This is a genomic window from Chitinophaga oryzae (genome assembly GCF_012516375.2).
GTDB lineage: Bacteria > Bacteroidota > Bacteroidia > Chitinophagales > Chitinophagaceae > Chitinophaga > Chitinophaga oryzae.
Genome location: NZ_CP051204.2, coordinates 6,660,750 through 6,680,717 on the forward strand (window position 1 = coordinate 6,660,750; position 19,968 = coordinate 6,680,717).

Here is a 19,968-nt window from a genome sequence, read left to right on the forward strand (position 1 = left end):
AGGCATTTTTCAACGGTTCACGAGAAAGTGTACAATACGGCAGGCGCTGCCGGGCGTGGTAGTGATTTTCAGTGTATGGGTGCCCGTAGCCAGTTCATCGCCCAGCACCAGGTACCACGGCAAATAAAGGCTGCGGCTCCATTGGGTACGGGTGTCTATCTGCTGCTCCGCTTTTCCATCGATGCTGTACCGGAGCACGCCTGCGTCGGGGCCGGAGAGCAGCGCCACGCCTATGGTACGGCCCGTAAAGGGCAGCTCCATGGAGGCTTCAGTCGTACCGGACACCAGCATGGGCACATTCACAAAACCCGGCCTTGTATGCACGTTATCAGACGGCTTCCAGGATTCATCCACCGCAAAACCCTGCAGCCGGTTCGCCGTATGTACGTCCACGTAGTGCCCCGCGGCGTAGTTGAACGGGTCCGTTGCCGGCGGTAGAGTAGCGGCGAGCGCCTTCCGGGGCGCCGGTTTTTTAAACGCACTGTCCAGCAGCTGACGGATCGTATTAAAGTAGACTTCCTGCCCAAACGGCGACGGATGCAGGTCTTTAAAATCTTCTTTCCAGGTGAACTCCCCCGCATCGATACGGGCTGTCACTTCCCGGGCCAGGTTGATGAAAGGCAGGTGGTAACGCTGCGCCAGTTCCTCATGCAGCGCTACTTCCGCCGGTACTTTCCCCGCGCGGTAGTCTGCCATTTTATCTTCGTCCACAAAGGCCATCAGCACAATGTTCATATGCGGATTCGTCGCCAGCGCGTGCCGGATAATACCTTCCAGCGCCCTGCGCTGCACCGCAGCCGGCGTGCCGTTGACTTTATCGTTGACCGCCGCTTCCACAAAAAGCAGGTCCACCGGGCCTTTGTCCAGCACATCCTGCTGCAGGCGGAAAGCATGCGGCAGACTGCCCAGCGACGGCATGCCCGCATTGAGCAGCGTAAAAGCCGTAGCCGGGTAGGTGCGGGTAAGATAATCGCCCACCTTGCCACGCCAACCTTCCATATTGGTGATAGAACCGCCCAGGAAGGCCACCGTGGCTTTCTTACGGGCACTGATATGGTACCACGCGTTATCCAGGGTACCATAGCGGGCAATAAAAGTTTCGCTTTCCAGCTGTGCCCATGCAGGCACCATGGCCAGTAACAACAACAATACCGGGAGTAGTTTTTTCATAACGGAACATTCTATCAGCAAGATAACCGGCTGCACGAAAATATTCCTGCTGAATTTTCACCGGGGCTGATTGAATTTTCATCCGTCCGGCCATCCATGGCTACCTTGTGTTGACGCCTTCCGTTAAGTTTCTTTTCCGGAGGTCTCCAGGCGCCGCAAGAATATGGCTTTAACCCCGGGAATTTGATTATTAATCTGATTTAGCTATCTTAAAGCTGCCATCAGCGATGATGTAATTTCATGGACCTAATATGAATAACCTGCCTGACGATGCTGCTATGATGACGAGCCTGTGCCAGGGCGACAGAGCGTCTTTTGTGCTGCTCTATGAGCAGCATGCCGGCGAGTTATACCGTTATATCTATCTTTTTATCCGGTCCAGGGAAGACGCGGAGGATATCCTTCAGAATGTGTTTACCCGTATCTGGATGAAGCGGGAAACACTGGGGGAAGTCCGTTCCATGCGCAGCTTCCTGTTCCGCGTAACCCGTAATCAGGTGCTCAATTATTTCCGGAGCGCAAAGGTGAAGCTACGGGTACAGAAAATGATGGCGGAGGAAGACGCTCCTGAGAATGCGGATGCCGGCGAACTGCTGCAATACAAACAATATTATGAGCTGGCCAAAGACGCCATTAACAAGCTGCCCAGGCGCCGGCAGGAAGTATTCCGCCTGAGCCACGAAAACGGCCTGAATACCCACGAGATCGCCGACCAGCTGCATATTTCCTCTTCTGCCGTTAAACAGCACCTGTATGCCGCGTCGTGCTTTATCCGCGATTATCTGCAAAAGCACGGCGATATTACCGCCTCCCTGCTGCTATTTCTCACCCTTTTTGAAAACCGTACCTGACCGCCATGCCCCTGCTTATCTTGTAAACCCTATTAAAGTACGATTTATATATCTCCCCAAGAATTAAAAAATTTTTTTTCTAATTGACCTGTCTTATTTTGGGATACGCGTGTCTTATTAATAGCAGTGCAACCAAAATGTCGCTTTATGAACAATGAAGAAGCTGGCCTCTTTGTGAAAAGATACGCTGCCGGGACCGCTACTCCTGAAGAACATGCGGCCTTTGAGCAATGGATTCACGAACAACCGTTACAGGAAGTACAAAGTCTGCTGGACGAATACACCCTGCTGATGGAACAGCATCCCGTATGGCTGCCGGCCAACCGGGAGCTGCTGGACCGTATGCTGCGTGAGCTGGACCGCCAGCAACCGGCCCGGATCGTTTCGCTGCCCTGGTGGAAACGCAAACGGTCCCTCGCCGCAGGCGTGGCCCTGTTGCTCGCTGCCGGCAGCTATGCATTGTGGCAATACACCGCATCCAGGCAACATACCACAACGGTGGCCGGCATCGTTGCCGGCTCCACCCGCGCCACGTTGCAGCTGGCAGATGGCACCACCATCGCGTTGGACAGCACCGGTACCGCCGGCGCAGCCAAACCCAGCCACGTCGTCAAAATTGCCGCCGGCCTGCTGCAATACAATCCCCGGGGCGAAACCAGCGCCACCGTGTACAACACCCTCACCACGCCCCGCGGCGGGCAATACCAGCTGCTACTGCAGGACGGCACACGGGTATGGCTCAACGCCGCATCGTCTATCCGCTTCCCGGTAGCTTTTAACGGTAACGAGCGTACGGTGGAAGTGAGCGGAGAAGCTTACTTTGAAGTGGCCCGCCAGGCCGGCAAACCCTTCATCGTAAAAACAGGCCCCATGCAGGTCAACGTACTGGGCACCCGTTTTATCGTCAGCGCCTACCCGGAGGAAACACAGATCCGCACCACCCTCGCTGAAGGAAAAGTGGCCGTTACCACCGGCGGCAACACCCTGCAACTGGCGCCGGGGCAACAGTCGGTGCTCCCCAAAGGCAGCGACGCCTTTACCCTCCGCAACGCAGACACCGACCAGGAGCTGGGCTGGAAAGATGGACGCTTTATTTTCAACGGCAACATCCGCGATATCATGCCGCAGCTGGAACGCTGGTATGATATCCAGGTGGAATATGAAGGCAACATCAGCAACCAGGCTTTTATAGGAGATATTTCACGGAATGAAAACCTGAGCGAAGTGCTGAAAATACTGGAGCTCACAGGGAAAATACATTTCAGGGCAGTTGGCAGAAAGATTATCGTATCACCGTAAAAACAGCATATCGTATCAACCAAAATTAACAACATGTAATTCCATCGAAACAGGATCACCGAAAGAAAAACCCAGACGCGGTTGCGACGCGTCCGGGGAACTATTGCCCGGTTTAAATCCTTCATCAGTGAACTGAATGAATTCTTAACACATTAACCAAGCGTACCAAATTTATGCTTTTTAAACAAAAGGTCAAACGGGGTATGCAGGCCAGTGGCTTGCCCCCACAATTCTGCTGTTTATGAAACTGACGCTCGTTCTGATGATCGCAGCTACCCTACAGGTTACCGCCTCCGCCTTCGGCCAGCAGGTGACACTTCACCAGAAGAACGCTTCCCTGCTGGAAGTACTGAAGTCCATCCGAAAACAAACCGGCTGCAGCTTTATCGGCGACCGCCAGATGCTGCAACGCACACAGGGTATCGACATCGCCGTATCCAACGCCTCCCTCGAAGAGGCACTGAAAGCCTGTATGAAAGACCTGCCCCTTACCTGGTCGGTGGTTGGCTCCACCATCATCATCAGGGAGAAGGAAACGGCCACGCCCGTACGTAACCCCACCGCCGATTCCACCATCGTCATCCGCGGAAAAGTAATGGACAGCAGCGGCCTGTCCCTGCCCGGCGTATCCGTCACCCTGAAGTCCGATCCCAAAAAAGGCGTACAGACAGATGCCGGCGGCCACTTCACCATGCGTATGAGCGCTAAAGACGTGCTGATCTTCACCTACATCGGGTTCGACAGGAAAGAAATACCGGTGGCCCGCAGCGGCATGATCACCGCCGTACTGCAACCGGTCGACAGCAAACTGAATGAGGTTGCCGTCGTTGCCTATGGCACCCAGAAAAAAACCAGCATGGTGGGCGCCGTCACTACCATCAACCCCAAAGAGCTGAAAGGCCCCACCAGCAACCTCACTACCATGATGGCGGGCAGACTGGCAGGCGTGATCTCCTTCCAGCGCAGCGGTGAACCCGGCCGCGACAACGCGGAATTTTTTATCCGCGGTATCACCTCCTTCGGCAGCGGTAAAGTAGACCCGCTCATCCTCATAGACGGCATGGAAATGACTCCCAACGATCTCGCCCGCATCCAGCCCGATGACATCGCAGGGTTCTCTATCCTGAAAGATGCTACCGCTTCTTCGTTATACGGCGCCAGAGGAGCCAACGGCGTTATCCTCGTTACCACCAAGTCAGGCCAGATGGGCAAAACGAGGTTTAACGTACGCGTTGAAAACTCCACCTCTTCCAATACCCGCAACTTCAAACTCGCAGATAACATCACCTATATGAAACTGGCCAATGAAGCGGTGATCACCCGCGAACCGCTCACCACCAGGCCTTACACACAAAGCCAGATAGCGCATACTGCCGCCGGCGACGATCCTTATGTATATCCCAACAATAACTGGATCAACGAACTGGTGAAAAATACCACCAACAACCAGCGCTACAACCTCAACCTCAACGGTGGCGTGGAAAGAGCGCAATACTATATCGGCGCCACCTACAACATCGACAACGGCGTGCTTCGCACCATCAACGATAACAACTTTAACAGCAATGTTAAAACCCGTAACTACGAAATCCGCTCCAACATCAATATTAAACTCACGCCCACTACAGACGCGGTGGTACGCACCTCCGGCAGGTTCTCCGATTATAACGGGCCTATCAGAGGCGGCGGCGAAATATTCCGGCAGGCCATGAGCGCCACGCCCGTGCGCTTCCCCGCCTGGTTCCCCGCCAGCTTCGCCCCCGATGAGAAACACCCGCTCTTCGGTAATATGAAAGCCGACGACGGAAGTTTCTACACCAACCCCTTCGCCAGCGCGGTCTCCGGCTTCCAGCAGGAAAGCTCCTCCACGCTGATCGCGCAGCTGGAACTGAAACAGAACTTCAACTTCATCACCAAAGGACTGTCGGCCAGGATGATGGCCTATACCAAAAGGTATTCGTTCTTTAACATGAGCCGCAGATTCAATCCGTTCTACTACAGCGTCAGCATCGACCCCGAAGAAGGTCTCCGCGGCCTCACGCTGCTCAACGAAACACAGGGCACCGAATACCTGAACTACAGCCCAGGCGACAAGCAGGTGACCACTTTCACCTACATGGAAGCAGCGGTAAATTATGACAAGGTGATCAACGACCGCCACGCCATCAACGGTATGCTCATCACCATCCTCAACAACCAGCTGAGCGCCAACGCCGGCAGCCTCATCGCCTCGCTGCCGCGGCGCAACCAGGGCGTCTCCGGGAGGTTCACCTATGCCTACGACGACCGTTACATGATGGAATTTAACTTCGGCTATAACGGCTCTGAAAGATTTGACAGGCATCACCGCTGGGGCTTCTTCCCCTCTATCGGCGGCGGCTGGACAGTGAGCAATGAAACATTTTTCTCCGGCCTGCTGCCCGTTATATCCCGGCTGAAACTGCGGGCCACCTACGGCCTGGTAGGCAACGACCAGATCGGCGACACCAACGACCGCTTCTTTTATCTCTCCAACGTAGACCTCAACGGCGGCAACGGCTATACGTTCGGTGAGAACTTCACAGAAGGCAAGCCCGGCGTGCGGATCAACCGTTATGAAAACAAGGACATCACTTGGGAGAAAGCCTATAAAACCAACCTGGGCTTCGAACTGGAGCTGTTTAAAAACTTTCACCTGGAAACAGACTTCTTCCACGAGCGCCGTACCAATATCCTGATGTCCCGCGCTTACATTCCCACCTCCATGGGACTGTACGGCACTCCGCAGGCCAACGTAGGCATTGCGGAAGGCCGCGGCGTAGACATGACCATGGAATACAAGCGCAACTTCGGCAAAAAGACATGGCTGCAGGTACGCGGCACCTTCACCTATGCTACCAGTAAAATACTGGTCAACGAAGAACCGCTGTACGCCGACCAGAACCGGTACCTTTCCCATGTAGGCTATCCGGTCTCCCAGCGTTGGGGCCTTGTGGCAGAACGTTACTTTACCGACGAACATGAAGTGCTGAACTCTCCGCGCCAGAACTATGGCAAATACATGGCAGGCGATATCAAATACAAAGACATCAACCGCGACGGCCAGATCACCGATCTGGACAGGGTGCCCATCGGTTACCCAACCACCCCCGAACTCAACTACGGCTTCGGTTTCACCTTCGGTTACGGCGCCTTCGACATCAGCGCATTCTTCCAGGGGTCCGGCCGTTCATCCATCTTCATCAACCCCGCCGCCATCTCGCCCTTTATCACCGAACACTATGCCTATGGCGACGGCGCCGTGTCTCCCACCATGGACCAGCACGGCCTGCTGCAGGTCATCGCCGACAACCATTGGTCTGAAAATAACCGCGACCTGTACGCTTTCTGGCCCCGCCTCAGCTACAGCTACCAGGGCAACAACCTGCAGGCATCCACCTGGTGGATGCGCAACGGCGCCTTCCTGCGGCTTAAAACCGTGGAACTGGGGTACACGCTTCCTCCCCGCGGCCTGAAACGTTATGGCCTCAGCCAGCTGCGCATCTACGTCAACGGTTTCAACCTGCTTATGTTCAGCAATTTCAAACTATGGGACGTGGAAATGGGAGGCAACGGCCTCGGCTACCCGGTACAAAGAGTATTCAATGCAGGCATTAACCTCGGATTCTAATGCAAAACACTTGTCACATGAAAAAAAATTTTCTACACAGCATATACGGAACAGTGCTCGCCGCAAGCCTGCTCGCCAGCGCCTGTAAAAAGCCCTTCCTCGACATTGTTCCGGACAACGTCGTTACGCTCGCCAACGCGTTTTCCAATAAAACAGAAGCGGAAAAATACCTGTACACCTGCTACGGCTACCTCCCCGACGCAGGCCCGGTGTCCAATATCCTGTTCTTCGGCGCAGACGACATGTGGACCTACTACGAGAACAACTACTTCTACCAGTCGCCCTGGAAAATAGCCCGCGGCGAACAAAATGTCGTCAATCCATGGGTGGATTTCTGGAACGGTAACAATCACGCCAAACCATATTTCAAAGCCATCCGCGACTGCAACATCTTCCTGGAAAATATGTTCGAAGGCGAATCCTACCGGCATATCGCCTACCTCAGCCCCGATATGCAGAAACGCTGGATTGCGGAAGTAAAATTCCTCAAAGCATATTATCACTTCTACCTGTTACGCATGTACGGACCGATTCCCATCACCGATAAAAGCCTGCCTGTTTCCGCTACACCGGAACAGGTAAAGGTAAAACGGGACCCGGTGGACAAAGTAGTGGACTATATCGTCCGGCTGCTCGATGAAGCCGCCGCCGAACTTCCTGCGGAAATCACCAATCGCGGTACGGAACTGGGGCGCGTTACCAAACCCGCCGCCCAGATGCTCAAAGCCAAACTGCTCGTGATGGCCGCCAGCCCGCTGTTCAACGGCAACCCGGACTACAGTTCGTTCAAAGACAAAGACGGCCAGCTGCTTTTTAATCCCAACTACGACGCCGCCAAATGGGAAAAAGCCGCCGCCGCCTGCGAAGCAGCCATACAAACCTGTGCCGGCGCCGGTATACGCCTCTATGAATTCACCGACCCTTTCGTAAAACTGGCCCCCTCCACCGCCATACAGATGAGCATCCGCGGCAGCATCACCGAACGCTGGAACACTGAAACCATCTGGGCCCTCTCCGGCCGTGTGGATAACGTGCTGCAAACCTACTCTATGGTGGACAGGATAGATCCTTCTTTTCCCAATCCTACTTATCTCAACTCCTATATGGCTCCCACCATCAAAATGGCGGAGACCTTCTACAGCAAGCACGGTGTACCTATCAATGAAGATAAAACATGGGATTACAGCCGGCGCTACGAACAACGGACAGGCACCTATGCAGAAAGACTGGACATACAGGAAGGATATACCACCGCCAAACTCAACTTCGACCGGGAAAACCGATTCTACGCCTGCCTTGGCTTCGACGGCGGCCGCTGGTTCATGCAAAGCAACGCTACCGACGAAAATGCGTGGACCATCAAAGCCAAGTTCGGACAGCCACAAGGCAAAGTGTCGGACCAGTTCTACTCCGAAACCGGCTACTGGCCCAAGAAACTGGTGAACTGGAAATTTACCCAGACCAATAACAGTTACACTACAGAAAGTTATCCCTGGCCGGAGATGCGCCTCGCCGATCTGTACCTGCTCTACGCAGAAGCCCTGAATGAAACCGGTAAAGGCAACGATGCCATTCCCTGGCTGGACAAAATCCGCAAACGCGCCGGCCTCGACGGCGTAGTCACCTCCTGGAGCAACTACTCCACCAGCCCCGGCAAATTCTCGTCCAAAGAAGGACTGCGGGAGATCATCCACCAGGAACGGTTGATTGAAATGTGCTTCGAAGGCTCCCGCAACTGGGACCTCAGAAGATGGAAAAAAGCAGTGATATACCAGAATAAACCGGTGCTGGGATGGGATGTGAACCAACGGGTGGCCAGCGAATATTACCGCCCCCGAACACTGTTCCAGCAAACCTTCGTGGCACCCCGCGACTACCTGTGGCCGCTCCGCGAATACGATCTCACTGTCAACACGAACCTGGTACAGAACCCCGGCTGGTAACCTTTTCCTTTAACATCCATTCATATTGTCTATGAAACGATATATCCTTTTACTCTTCGCAGCCTGCGGACTCCTGGCCTGCAAAGACGAAATAATGAAACCGAAGTCCGATGATTCCACGCCCCCGGACCATGTAACAAAGATCACCGAACAACCGATCCCCGGCGGCTCCAAACTGACATATGTACTGCCTTCCAGCAGCAACCTCCTGTACGTACTGGCGGAAGTGACTACCAAACAGGGCGTGGTGCGGCAGTTCAAAGCATCCTACTATACCAATACCCTGCAGATAGAAGGCCTGGGCGATACCTCATCCTACGAAGTAAAACTCTACTCGGTCAACAAAAGCGAAGTACGCTCCACACCGGTGTCCGTCACCATCCATCCGCTGGAACCGCCTTTCACGGACGTGTTCAAATCATTTGTCATGGTAGCGGATTTCGGCGGCGTAAACCTGAAGTTCGAAAATCCTACCGGGTCAGAACTGGAAATAGGTTTCTGCGGCCCCGACTCAGTAAAGAAAACGCTCACGCTGCTGGACACCTATTTCAGCGCCGCCAAAGAAGGCAACCATACCTTCCGTGGCCTGCCGGCCGTCAAAGCCCGCTTCGGTGTGTTTATCCGCGACAAATGGGGCAACACCTCCGATACCGTCTTCCGGGAGCTTACACCGCTGTTTGAAAAAATGCTGGACAAAACAAAATTCCGGGAGATCAAATTCCCCGGCGACGGCCCGGTGTATACCACCGAATGGAACATCGCCTATCCGTTCATCTGGGACGGCCGGTACTCCTCCACGTTCAACAGTCCGTATGACGGTAACGGCAACAACTGGCTCAATCTCTCCACCAACGGCCCTACCGACGGCAGGCCCATTCATGTCACCATCGACCTGGGACAGACCGTACATATCAGCCGCTTCCGCCTCAACCACTACTACCGTTTCATTAACAAAGGTCTGCGTAAATATGAACTATGGGGCAGTAACAATCCGCCTGCTGACGGCAGCTGGAATAACTGGACCAAAATACTGTACTACGAACAGGAGAAACCTTCCGGCCTGCAGGGCGAACAATACAACGACGCCGATGCGGAAGTATGGCTGCGCGGCGATATGGCCAACTTCCCCGACGGGCTGCCGGCCTTCCGGTATATCCGTATCAAATGCCTGGAAAACTGGATGGGCAATGGTAACATGTCTTTTTCCGAAATCACTTTCTGGGGCGATACCCAATAACGATCAAACATATACAACATGAAAAATAAATCGCTGTTACTATATCTGTTCATAGGGATGATGATCTTCGCCGGCTGTTCTAAAATGGACGCCTATCTCGATATCGCGGGACGGGAGGAAATCGCCTATACCGGTCGCGTGGACTCTCTGAAGGTATTGCCCGGCGACGGCCGCCTGGAGCTCACCTGGCTGCTGATCTCCGACCCAAAGATCACCGGCGTTACGATCTATTACAACAGCAAAAAGGACTCTGTAGTCATGCCCGTCAAAAGAAGTCAGGGTGTGGATTCCATGTACCATCTCTTCAGCAACATGCCGGAAGGCACCTACAGCTTTGAAGTATATACGTGGAACAACACCGGCTCCCGCTCAGTACCGGCTTACATCACGGGCCGTTCCTACGGCAGCATCTATAAAAACAGCCTGCTGAACCGCGCGCTTACCGATGCTGTCATCAGCGATGGCAACGTCGTGCTCAGCTGGGGGCTGGCAGAAGAAACGGTTACCGGTATGGAAGTGACCTACACCAACAACGCAGGCGCCACCATCACGGTGAAAGAACCAGCTACCGCCACCAGCACTACGCTGGCAGACTACAGGCCCGGCAGCAGTTTCAGTTACCGCACCTTATTCCGTCCGGATACGCTTTGTATAGATACCTTCTATACAACTGCCGTCACCCGGACACCTCAATGACCATTTAGAGATTTAATCATTTAGTTATTTAATTATTTAAACGGCACATCATGTTAAAACTATCATTATTAGCAACGAGCCTGGCCTTTATGGTGTCAACGGCTTCTGTCACCACTTCCTGCCAGAAAACACAGCTGGCAAACGGTCCGGACAAAGAAGAAAACACTGCCACCGTTAATGCCAAAGCCAAGCCCAAACCGGTACCGGTATGGTATATCTCCGACCTGGCGCTCATCTACCAGGGAGGCATTCACCGGCTGCCCTGGACCAAAGACCAGCTGACGCCCTACATCTACCGGCCAGCCGCCACCGGCGGCATAGAGTGGCTGTTTGACGGCTTCCTGTTCATCGAATTCACCGACGGCATGGGCCACGAATATGCAGAAGGATACGAGCCAACGCCAGCCGGTAAAACAGAATGGCAATGGCTGCTGGACCGCAACTTCGAAAGCGGCAAAGCGCTGCATGCACTGGACGATGTGCTGGACAGCCTGGCGCAACTAAACATCAAGCCTGTACGAAAAAGGAAAGTGGTGCTCACCTTGCCGGAACCTATCCGCAGCCTGAGCAACTGGGGCGAACTGAATGGTAAAAATCTCAATTTCGCCGACAGCGCCGACAGGGTGGCGGCCTGTAACTGGTTCATAGAAACAGCCATGGCCAAATGGCAGGCTGCTAATTTTAAACACATCGAACTGTCCGGCTTTTACTGGGTAGCAGAACAAAATACCGGCGCCGTGGAGATCCTGCCTGCGGTAGCCAACATACTGCATAACAAACAACAGCGTTTTTACTGGATACCTTACTATGGCGCTGCCGGAGCCGCCAACTGGCAGGCAATGGGCTTCGATATCGCCTATCAGCAGCCGAATTATTTCTTCGACCTGTCGTCTCCTTATTCCATCCTCACCGGCGCCATTAATTTTGCCAAGACCAATAAGATGGCGCTTGAAATGGAATTCGACGACCGCCTGATGACCCAGGCCGGCTATCGCCAGAAATATACTGATTACATCAACGAGTTTAATAACGCAGGAGCATGGGCCAACCTGCCCATCGCTTACTATGAAGGCGGCGGCGCATGGCTGAAAATGTCACTCAGCACCGATCCTGAAATAAAGGGACTGGTAAAACGGCTTTCGGATATTATTGTCACCCGGCAAAAAGCAGCCGACCAGTAATATTTAGATATTTAGATATTTAGTTATTTGGTTATTTGGATATTTACAGGTTACTTAAGTGTGCTGATTCCATAAGGAATCTATAAATATCCAAATAACCAAATATCAAAATAACCAAATTTTATCGTCCTGTATGAACCGGGTATTTTTGATGGCGCCAGGACCAAAGAAGCGGTATTGCAGGCCTATGATTCCTGCCGGCGCATTGGGGCAATCCAGTTCGTAAGCGAGTTTTCCGTTTACCCGGAACCGTAGCTGCCGGCCATTTGCTTCCACCCGCAACGCTACCCAGTCGTCAAGGTCGCAGCCGAAGCCGGACAGGTCCGCATCTTTGCTGGAAACACCATGGCCCCTGCCATACAGCTGCAGATCGCCTACGCAGCCTTTAGGGCATAGCGGCGCCATGATCACATCGTCCTTACATAATAACAGCACCTCCACCAGTTGACATGCGGCGCTTTTGTCGTTCCTGGGATTCCTGACCATCGTTTCAAAAACGAAATGATCGTTTTGCAGCGAACCCATTTCCTGCACGTTCACAAAACGGATTTTGGCCGGTGATGGCCGGTCGTAGAGGAAGTTTTGCTGCAGCAGCGGCACGTCTACCGATAAGATGCTATCCTTCTGAAAGGCTTCCTTTTTAAAGTAAACCGGTACCGGCGCATCGCCTTCAGACAACGCCACCCAGCCACCGGAGGTAATGAGCAGGTCGTGCGTTTTCACAATCTGTGTCCCTACCATCAGCTTGGCTTTAAAATAACCGGGAACGTAATAGATCGCAGAATACTGATGCTTGTCCTTCGGCACGGCCACTTTACGGCTCACATCCCATGTCTGGGCGATATATACAGTATCATCGCCGGCATCGGATGCATTATAGTGAAAGATCACGGAATTGGGCACGCCCTCGCAGACCATCTTGTTACTGCTGAACCGGTAGTCCGCTGCATTCACCTTTTTCACCGGCTGCCTGCTCCATACAAACAACGCACCGGCTATGACCAGCAGTTGCACCACAAACAACACATACCACTTCCGCTTTTTATCTTGTCCCGTCAGATGACCGCCCTTTGCCTTTTCTTCCGGGAGATGATCTGCCGTTGCTGTATTTGCTACCGCAAGATGATTTACGGGGGGCGGACCTTCCTCCGGAAGCGGAGGAACTACCTGCTCACCGGCGGATGACTGCTGCTTAAAATCCCGCCAGTCTTCATATCCTGCAAAACGTGCGATCGTGTTCAGCGTGGTCATGGCCGGCATATGCTGATAGGATAGTTTTCCCCATAGCCGCTTCAGGGTGGTAACGCTCAGCGATACACCCGTTGCCTCCTGTATCTCCACACTTAGCCTGTCAAAGTCGTACGTGGTCCATTCCGAGGAACAACCGCGTTTCAACTTCGCTTCCACCTGCTGCAGGCACAAACGTATATAATAATTATCAATATTATTTTCCATTTACAAACAACTACTTAGAAACTTGCACACACTTGCACGAACTTGTTGATGCTTTGAATCGCCTTTAAGTTACTCATTATTCACTTTTGCCGCATGTGAATTTCAAATCCAAAAAAACGACAGCTCATGAAAAGAAAAATCACCTGGGTGGCACTGCTGTTTACAGGCATGCAGGCAATGGCGCAACAAATACCTTTAAAGGCCGGTAAATGGGAATTTATTCCCGGCAAAGTACAGTTCCTCACGCATCGCGATGTGCCGGCCATGCAACTGACAGCTCCCGACAGTCACGCACTGCTGAAAGGTCCCGACTTCGCGGATGGCACCATAGAATACGATATTGAACCATTCGGCGACAATTTCACCGCCATATATTTCAGGAGGGCCGATGCCAGGGAAAAAGAATGCTTCTATTTCCGGACGCCGTTTGCCGGTAATGCTTATGCGCCGCAAGGCGTACAGTACGTGCCTTACATCGATGAGGTGAACCTCTGGGATATGCTGTATCACTTTCAGGGCAACGCCTCTTTTGACAAGGGCAGGTGGAATCACGTGAAACTGGTCATCTCCGGAAGACAGATGAGAGCCTATGTCAATCATCAACCGGTATTACAGGTCCCCTACCTGGAAGGGAACACGAGCCGTGGCGGTATCGCTTTCGATGGACAGGCCTACATCGCCAACCTGGTCATCAAACCCGGCGAAACAGAAGGACTTTCTCCTGTCCCCGGGAACGATCCTACGTTTAACGATCCCCGTTACCTCCGCAAATGGCTCGTCAGCAAACCCGACAGCCTGCCGCACGAACTGGATATGCTCCGGGATTTTCCGAAACAGATTAGCTGGGACTCCATTGCTGCAGAACGCCGGGGGCTCATCAACCTCACGCGGCAGTTCGGTAAAAGCAGCACCCGCCGCATCGTGTGGCTGAAAACAACCATCCAGGCACAGGCTGCCGTCATGAAAAAAATACACCTTGGCTTCAGCGATGATGTTTGGGTATACCTTAACGGACAACCGGTTTACCTCGATAAAAACACGTTCGGCACGCCACTGGCCAAAGTACCTGCCGGCCGCTGCACGACCGACAACACCTCCTTTTACCTTCCGCTCAAGCAGGCGCCAACGAGCTGGTGATGGGGGTGGCCAACGACTTCTACGGCTGGGGCATTATCGCCCGCATGGACGATCTCGAAGGCATCCGGTTAACCATTTAGGGATTTTTTGATTTACGGATTTATAAATTTTGTGAATAAAAAAAACGAAGACCAAAGCGTTATATTAATCCGCTTCAATCTTCGCTTTTTTTATTCGTAAAATCCGTAAATCAAAAAATCTCTAAATCAAAAATCCCTATATAACCGCAACAGCCTTCTTTACAGGCGCCGGCTGTGGTTTTTTCTTTTTTCGTCCCCACCAGATCAGGAAACCCGTGACAGGTAAAGTTGCGCCGATAAGGCTGGCAAAGAAAGCCAGGAACTTGCCGGGCAGTCCCATAATACTGCCTACGTGAATATCGTAGTTCATCCGTCGCAGTTTGGTGCCGAAACCAGCTTCTTCATACGGTTGCCCATATACGCTGTTGTCTTTCAGCTCCGCCAGCGTATGGCGGTCAAAGGTATACCGTACATTGTTGTAATACTGCCCCTTGCTGGGATATACGATCATCGAGATAGCCGATGCAGCCTTGCTGGTGTCCGGAAAGCTTATATAAAAGCCGGTAGCGCGGGAATTTTTAGCAGCCACCTGCTGCCAGGTGCGGTCCATCGCCTGCCCCAGGGAGAGATGATTGCTGGCCGCCTGCGTGCTGTCGGACTTCAATTCCTTATACGCCGGCAAAGACTTTCCACCGGCAGTTACCCAATACAGTCCTTTGCTGTACCATTCTATTCCCCAAACCATGCCCGTCATCCCGATGGCAAACAATATCAGCAGCGAATAAAAGCCCAGCACATTGTGCAGATCGTAATTGACCCGCTTGAAGCTGGCGCCCCATTTGATGCTGAAGCTCTGTTCACGGGTGGTTTTGTTCCATTTTTTCGGCCACCACAGCACCATGCCTGTCACCAGTGTGATCACAAATACCAGCGTGCTATAGTTGACGATCGGCCGGCCTATCTTGTAAGGCATCCACAGAAAACGGTGCCCGTTTAATATCCAGCGGAAAAAATCCACCTCCCCGTCTTTACGGGTCACCTTCGCTACCACATCGCCTGTGTAAGGGTTCAGTTTGAGCGTGGAGCCGCTGCGGCGCCCGCCGACATTAACTTCTATCACCCGGCCTTCACGATAGATCGCATAACTGGCCGGCTTGCCCGGATACTCACGCGCTGCTATCTCCAGGATACGGGAGGGCGGTATCACCGCCGCGTCCTGCCTTGCTATCTTTGTTTCCGGCTGCATCCACCCGGTGATCTCTTCATTGAAGACCCAGATACACCCGGTCAGGCACACGATCACCAGGATAATGCCGGAGATGAGGCCCAGCCAGAGATGCAACCAGGCAGAGATCCGGTAAAACAAAGACTTGTTCTGTTTCTTTTTCGGTGTCTTTTTCATGACTGCGGATTAATAGACCATTTTAGTGATCGCGGTGATAGTGCCGCCTTCCACTTTCATTCCTGGTGTAAATGTTCCGGAAGCGATGTCAATCCTGTAAATCCAGTTGCCGGACGGGGTATTCAGACCGATGAAAGCAGTATTTCCATCGTCAGACAACGTATTGTTATTGTAAGGGGCAGAGGTACTGATGATTTCTGCAGGTGCGCCTTTCACCCATTCAAAAGTCTGATTGGCCACATCTGCGATAGCCAGTTTCAGGTTACCGCTAAAGGCGCCGGGTTTGTCATACATCATCAGCAACATTTTGTTATTCGCCAGGTACATCTGGGCAGAGATATGATGACCACCGGATTTTTCCTGCACGTTAAAGAAGTAAGACTTATCGAACACCGTAGTACCGGCCAGTAAGCGAACAATCGCGGAAGGCTTGGTGGACGTATATTTGGAGCCATTCTTAGCAGATGCCGGAGAATATGCGTACACATCTCCTTTTTCCGTCACTGCCAGCCCGTTGTTGAAATAGTTGCCGATAAAGCTGGTGCGGTTATCGCGGATCACTTTCTCCAGGTTGAGGTCAGGATAAGAGAACACAGCGATCCAGCTGCTGTCAGGGTAGGCAGTGCCGAAAGCGTCGCCACAGCATCCTTTGATGCTCATATATGGCGCAAACACTTTGTTGCCTACCTGCGTTGCCCAGGTAAAGTGGGCGCGCTCGCCGTTGGCCGCCAGTTGCACGATATTCACCTGCTTTTCGCCATTCACACGGGACTTCAGCGCGTCTATCCGGTAAAAAGAAGCATTCTCATTGCCGGAGCGGGGTATCTTCATGAGCAGCAGTTCGTCTTGCACCTTGGCCAATACCTGCACCGTTTCAGCCTGGAAAAAGCGGGTCATCACCAGTTTACCTTCCTGGGTGAGGCGGTAGGTGGTCACGTCGCCGGGATTACCTTGTCCATAGAGAAGGCTGAAGAAACGTCCTTTATGCGTCAGGTAGTAACGGTAAGAGCCATCCTGTTCCTTGCCATTGCCGGCGGTGGAAATAGAACCGCTGCTTACATTATCTGCGGTGAGCAGATAATCGGCGATACCCGTAGTACCTACAGGCGTAGCCGTTATGATATATTTGGTACGGCCCTGTGGCTCATATTCCTGAAAGTCTTCCGTATTGAGGGTGTCTTCCTTATCGCAGGCGGACATAAAAAATACAATGCCTGCCGCCAGAAACAAATATTTGCTGATTTTCTTCATGACTGTTTGTTTAACCGCTGTCCTTATTGGTTTTTATTGAAAAAGTATCTCACCTTGGCGTAGAAGGCACGCCCGGGTTTCTGTAAGGTGAAGTTGTCATACAACCGGTTATCTGCAAGGTTTTTGCATTCCAGCGCAATGTTGTACCTGCCGTTGGCAAGACTGTACACCAGGTTCACGTCCTGGCAGAACTGGCGCGGGATCTCCAGCTTCTCATCACCCTGGCTGGGCCATGACAGGTAGTAAGCATGTACATACAGGAAGTTGTAGCCCAGTGTCAGCGTATTACCTTTCTTCAGCACGTTATGGAAGAAGAGAGACGCATCGGCGTTACCAAAGAGGTACGGCATATTGGGAATACGGTCACGGTACAACGGACTTTCTTCTTTCTGGCCTTCTTCAAAGCGGGTATTGTTACGCAGGTTCTGATAAGTCATATTAACACCGGCGGTAAACAGCTGTTTGTAAGAATACCGCACTTCGCCATCTACGCCCAGGTTGGTCACATCTGCCAGGTTGCCGTTGGTTTGCTTGGTCTGGTTAGGATTCAGCATAGGGCGGATAAAGTCTTTGGCATCGCGGTACAGCAGGTTACCGTCGAAGCTGAGGCGATGGTCTTTTCGGAACTGCATCTGGTAGCTGATACCCAGGTTATAGTTGTTGCTGCTTTCAGGTTTCAGGTTCACGTTGCCTTCCAGGTTGATCAGGTCACCAAATAATTCTTCTGTTTCAGGGAGACGGTAGCTCCTTTCGTAAGAGCCTTTTACCTGTAATGCCGGTTTGATAAAGTAGGTAGAAGCAACGCCATAGCCTACTTTATTAAAGCTGCTTTCCTGGTTTTTGTAAGCCACATCACCCCAGTTGCCGGAGGGGTTATAGCTCTGGGAATACCTGTTCTGCTGGGAGTAGTTCTTCACAAACACAGAGGTGTTCCATTTCTCGCTGTAGTCGAATTTGTAGCCCAGTCCGGTGATGTTTTTGCGCACCTTTTTGGGCTGATCATATTTTTGATCATCGGGGAACAGCTCGTCCTTACCGGAACGGCTAAACGTATTGAACACGTTGTTCAGGATAAAGGAGTGGCGCGGGCTGAGCTGGTAGCTGAGATTAGCGGTAGCCAGGCCGTTGTTGTTGCGAAACTTATACATGGAACGTTCCCGTTCGCTGCCTTTGCCTTTATATTCCTTGTACTGCTGGAACCAGTTGTAGCGGCGGTATACGGTGTCGATGTTCTGCTCGTAGCCAAAGTTGTAGTTACCGGTGAGGCTGAAGTTCAGTCCTTTTACGAACAGGTCTTTCACGGAATATTTAATGCTGGGCATCACGATATCGCCTCTGCGGTGCCAGTCGCCGAATACGCTCACCATGCGGGCGCCGGTCTGTATCTCAGCATAGTTTTTGCCCAGGGTGATGCCTACCAGCAGTTTGTCAGCATACTTCTTACCCACCACGCCGACGTTGGCGATCACGGTTTCGTTGTGATAGGTATCATGAAAACGTTTGATATGCTGTTTAGGGTAATAGTCGCCGGTATTGATATCGGCTACATTTACCCATACTTTATAGTTATTGTCGGAATAATTCTGGAAAGCGTTGAGCTGCACGGTGAAACCGGTTTTCGAGGTATAGCCGGCATTCAGCGTGGAGCGGTGGGTATTAAAGGAACCGAAGGAATAGGAAACGTCTACGTAGGAGTTGCGGTTGGTGTTGGTCACGATATTGATAGCGCCGCCGAGTGCGTCCGCGCCCAGCCAGATGGGCACTACGCCTTTATATACTTCCACTCTTTCTGCCAGGTTGATGGGGATGTTGTTCAGCTGGAAAGAAGAACCGAAGTTATCCATGGGCACGCCATCGAGGAAAAATTTTACCTGCCGGCCGGTAAAGCCGTTAAGGGAGAAGTTCATCCGGGAGCCGAGGCCGCCGGTTTCCCGCACCCTTACGCCGGAAACGCGGTCCAGCGCGTGCGACAGGTCGAGGGTGGAGTTATATAGTTTTTTTGCATCAATAGCGGTCACGTTAAAAGCCTGCCGGTTCACCTCCTGGTTGGCGGAGCGTCCAATCACCGATACGGCGTTGATTTCGCTGATCGCGTTTTCCAGCCGGATATTTAACTGCTGTTGTTCTCCTTCTTTCAGGATAAGTTCTTTCTGTTCGCTTTTAAAGCCTACGGCAGATATCAGGAGGGTATGCCTGCCCGGACGAATATTTTTTATATGATAATAGCCTTCCGTGTTGGAAACAGCGTACGCGGTGCCATGCTGCACTTTGACGGACACTCCGGGGACGGGCGAGCCGGCAGCGTCTTTCAAATGACCGCTGATGCTGCTCTGAGCATGGAGGAATAGGGATAAAATACTCAAAATGCCTGTCAGTAGAATCTTTTTGATATGCATTGTTTATATATTGTTAGTTCGTTTCCGTTGGGTATAGGCAATGCAATGCCGGGCGTGTTACGCCGCTGGTTTTTGACGATACCTGATTGTTTGGTCAGTATCCGGAGCTACAAATCCGGAAAGAAATGTACAATGTGTTATAGGTAATTGACCGGGTGTAAAAGTACCTTACGAAAAATGAAATCATTTTCGATATCAGGAAAAATTATACGCCGTTTTTTTTCCGCATTGCGAACAGTGCAATAAATACCCGGAAAAAAATATCCGTATCTGAACATTTT

13 protein-coding genes are annotated in these 19,968 nt (G+C 52.2%); 8 read left to right on the top strand and 5 right to left on the bottom strand.

What is annotated here, in order from left to right; all coding sequences use genetic code 11:
- Nucleotides 1–9 precede the first annotated feature (9 nt).
- The gene (locus HF324_RS26095; protein WP_168861208.1) at nucleotides 10–1,170 is read right to left on the bottom strand and encodes an SGNH/GDSL hydrolase family protein; all 1,161 of its coding nucleotides are present in this window, start codon (nucleotides 1,168–1,170) and stop codon (nucleotides 10–12) included.
- A gap of 251 nt (nucleotides 1,171–1,421) precedes the next feature.
- Here HF324_RS26095 and HF324_RS26100 point away from each other — a divergent pair, with 251 nt between their 5' ends.
- The 7 genes from HF324_RS26100 to HF324_RS26130 all read left to right on the top strand — a co-directional run bounded on the left by HF324_RS26100 (nucleotide 1,422) and on the right by HF324_RS26130 (nucleotide 12,026).
- Nucleotides 1,422–2,021 (top strand): RNA polymerase sigma factor, encoded by a 600-nt coding sequence (locus HF324_RS26100; protein WP_168805829.1) that lies wholly within the window; start codon nucleotides 1,422–1,424, stop codon nucleotides 2,019–2,021.
- A 147-nt stretch (nucleotides 2,022–2,168) separates the two neighbouring features.
- Nucleotides 2,169–3,320, top strand: a complete 1,152-nt coding sequence (locus HF324_RS26105) for a FecR domain-containing protein (RefSeq protein ID WP_168805831.1) — start codon at nucleotides 2,169–2,171, stop codon at nucleotides 3,318–3,320.
- Between the two features lie 241 nt (nucleotides 3,321–3,561).
- Nucleotides 3,562–6,969, top strand: coding sequence for a SusC/RagA family TonB-linked outer membrane protein (locus tag HF324_RS26110; RefSeq protein WP_246269289.1), 3,408 nt, complete (start codon nucleotides 3,562–3,564; stop codon nucleotides 6,967–6,969).
- Nucleotides 6,970–6,986: 17 nt separating this feature from the next.
- On the top strand, nucleotides 6,987–8,912 hold the full coding sequence (locus HF324_RS26115; protein ID WP_168805835.1) for a RagB/SusD family nutrient uptake outer membrane protein: 1,926 nt from the start codon (nucleotides 6,987–6,989) through the stop codon (nucleotides 8,910–8,912).
- Between the two features lie 31 nt (nucleotides 8,913–8,943).
- A complete protein-coding gene (locus tag HF324_RS26120) occupies nucleotides 8,944–10,149 on the top strand; it encodes a DUF5000 domain-containing lipoprotein (RefSeq protein WP_168861209.1) in 1,206 nt (401 codons plus the stop codon).
- Between the two features lie 18 nt (nucleotides 10,150–10,167).
- Nucleotides 10,168–10,845: a DUF4998 domain-containing protein gene (locus HF324_RS26125; RefSeq protein ID WP_168861210.1), complete on the top strand. Its 678-nt coding sequence runs from the start codon at nucleotides 10,168–10,170 to the stop codon at nucleotides 10,843–10,845.
- A gap of 50 nt (nucleotides 10,846–10,895) precedes the next feature.
- Entirely contained in the window at nucleotides 10,896–12,026 is a 1,131-nt protein-coding gene (locus tag HF324_RS26130) for a DUF4855 domain-containing protein (RefSeq protein ID WP_168861211.1), read from the top strand.
- Nucleotides 12,027–12,131: 105 nt separating this feature from the next.
- Here HF324_RS26130 and HF324_RS26135 read toward each other — a convergent pair whose 3' ends face one another.
- On the bottom strand, nucleotides 12,132–13,481 hold the full coding sequence (locus HF324_RS26135; RefSeq protein WP_168861212.1) for a hypothetical protein: 1,350 nt from the start codon (nucleotides 13,479–13,481) through the stop codon (nucleotides 12,132–12,134).
- A gap of 126 nt (nucleotides 13,482–13,607) precedes the next feature.
- Here HF324_RS26135 and HF324_RS26140 point away from each other — a divergent pair, with 126 nt between their 5' ends.
- The gene (locus HF324_RS26140; protein WP_168861213.1) at nucleotides 13,608–14,618 is read left to right on the top strand and encodes a LamG domain-containing protein; all 1,011 of its coding nucleotides are present in this window, start codon (nucleotides 13,608–13,610) and stop codon (nucleotides 14,616–14,618) included.
- A gap of 216 nt (nucleotides 14,619–14,834) precedes the next feature.
- Here the strand turns inward: HF324_RS26140 and HF324_RS26145 are convergent, their stop codons facing one another.
- The 3 genes from HF324_RS26145 to HF324_RS26155 are packed head-to-tail and all read right to left on the bottom strand — an operon-like array spanning nucleotide 14,835 to nucleotide 19,687.
- Complete coding sequence (locus HF324_RS26145) at nucleotides 14,835–16,040, bottom strand: PepSY-associated TM helix domain-containing protein (protein WP_168805847.1); 1,206 nt, start codon at nucleotides 16,038–16,040, stop codon at nucleotides 14,835–14,837.
- A gap of 9 nt (nucleotides 16,041–16,049) precedes the next feature.
- Nucleotides 16,050–17,291, bottom strand: a complete 1,242-nt coding sequence (locus tag HF324_RS26150; protein WP_220101241.1) for a DUF4374 domain-containing protein — start codon at nucleotides 17,289–17,291, stop codon at nucleotides 16,050–16,052.
- A 23-nt stretch (nucleotides 17,292–17,314) separates the two neighbouring features.
- The gene (locus tag HF324_RS26155) at nucleotides 17,315–19,687 is read right to left on the bottom strand and encodes a TonB-dependent receptor (RefSeq protein WP_168861214.1); all 2,373 of its coding nucleotides are present in this window, start codon (nucleotides 19,685–19,687) and stop codon (nucleotides 17,315–17,317) included.
- Nucleotides 19,688–19,968 lie beyond the last annotated feature (281 nt).

Coding starts and splice junctions, on each gene's coding strand:
- HF324_RS26155 (WP_168861214.1), bottom strand. CDS start 19,687: ATGCATATCAAAAAGATTCTACTGACAGGCATTTTGAGTATTTTATCC.
- HF324_RS26110 (WP_246269289.1), top strand. CDS start 3,562: ATGAAACTGACGCTCGTTCTGATGATCGCAGCTACCCTACAGGTTACC.
- HF324_RS26135 (WP_168861212.1), bottom strand. CDS start 13,481: ATGGAAAATAATATTGATAATTATTATATACGTTTGTGCCTGCAGCAG.
- HF324_RS26140 (WP_168861213.1), top strand. CDS start 13,608: ATGAAAAGAAAAATCACCTGGGTGGCACTGCTGTTTACAGGCATGCAG.
- HF324_RS26120 (WP_168861209.1), top strand. CDS start 8,944: ATGAAACGATATATCCTTTTACTCTTCGCAGCCTGCGGACTCCTGGCC.
- HF324_RS26125 (WP_168861210.1), top strand. CDS start 10,168: ATGAAAAATAAATCGCTGTTACTATATCTGTTCATAGGGATGATGATC.
- HF324_RS26145 (WP_168805847.1), bottom strand. CDS start 16,040: ATGAAAAAGACACCGAAAAAGAAACAGAACAAGTCTTTGTTTTACCGG.
- HF324_RS26150 (WP_220101241.1), bottom strand. CDS start 17,291: ATGAAGAAAATCAGCAAATATTTGTTTCTGGCGGCAGGCATTGTATTT.
- HF324_RS26115 (WP_168805835.1), top strand. CDS start 6,987: ATGAAAAAAAATTTTCTACACAGCATATACGGAACAGTGCTCGCCGCA.
- HF324_RS26100 (WP_168805829.1), top strand. CDS start 1,422: ATGAATAACCTGCCTGACGATGCTGCTATGATGACGAGCCTGTGCCAG.
- HF324_RS26095 (WP_168861208.1), bottom strand. CDS start 1,170: ATGAAAAAACTACTCCCGGTATTGTTGTTGTTACTGGCCATGGTGCCT.
- HF324_RS26105 (WP_168805831.1), top strand. CDS start 2,169: ATGAACAATGAAGAAGCTGGCCTCTTTGTGAAAAGATACGCTGCCGGG.
- HF324_RS26130 (WP_168861211.1), top strand. CDS start 10,896: ATGTTAAAACTATCATTATTAGCAACGAGCCTGGCCTTTATGGTGTCA.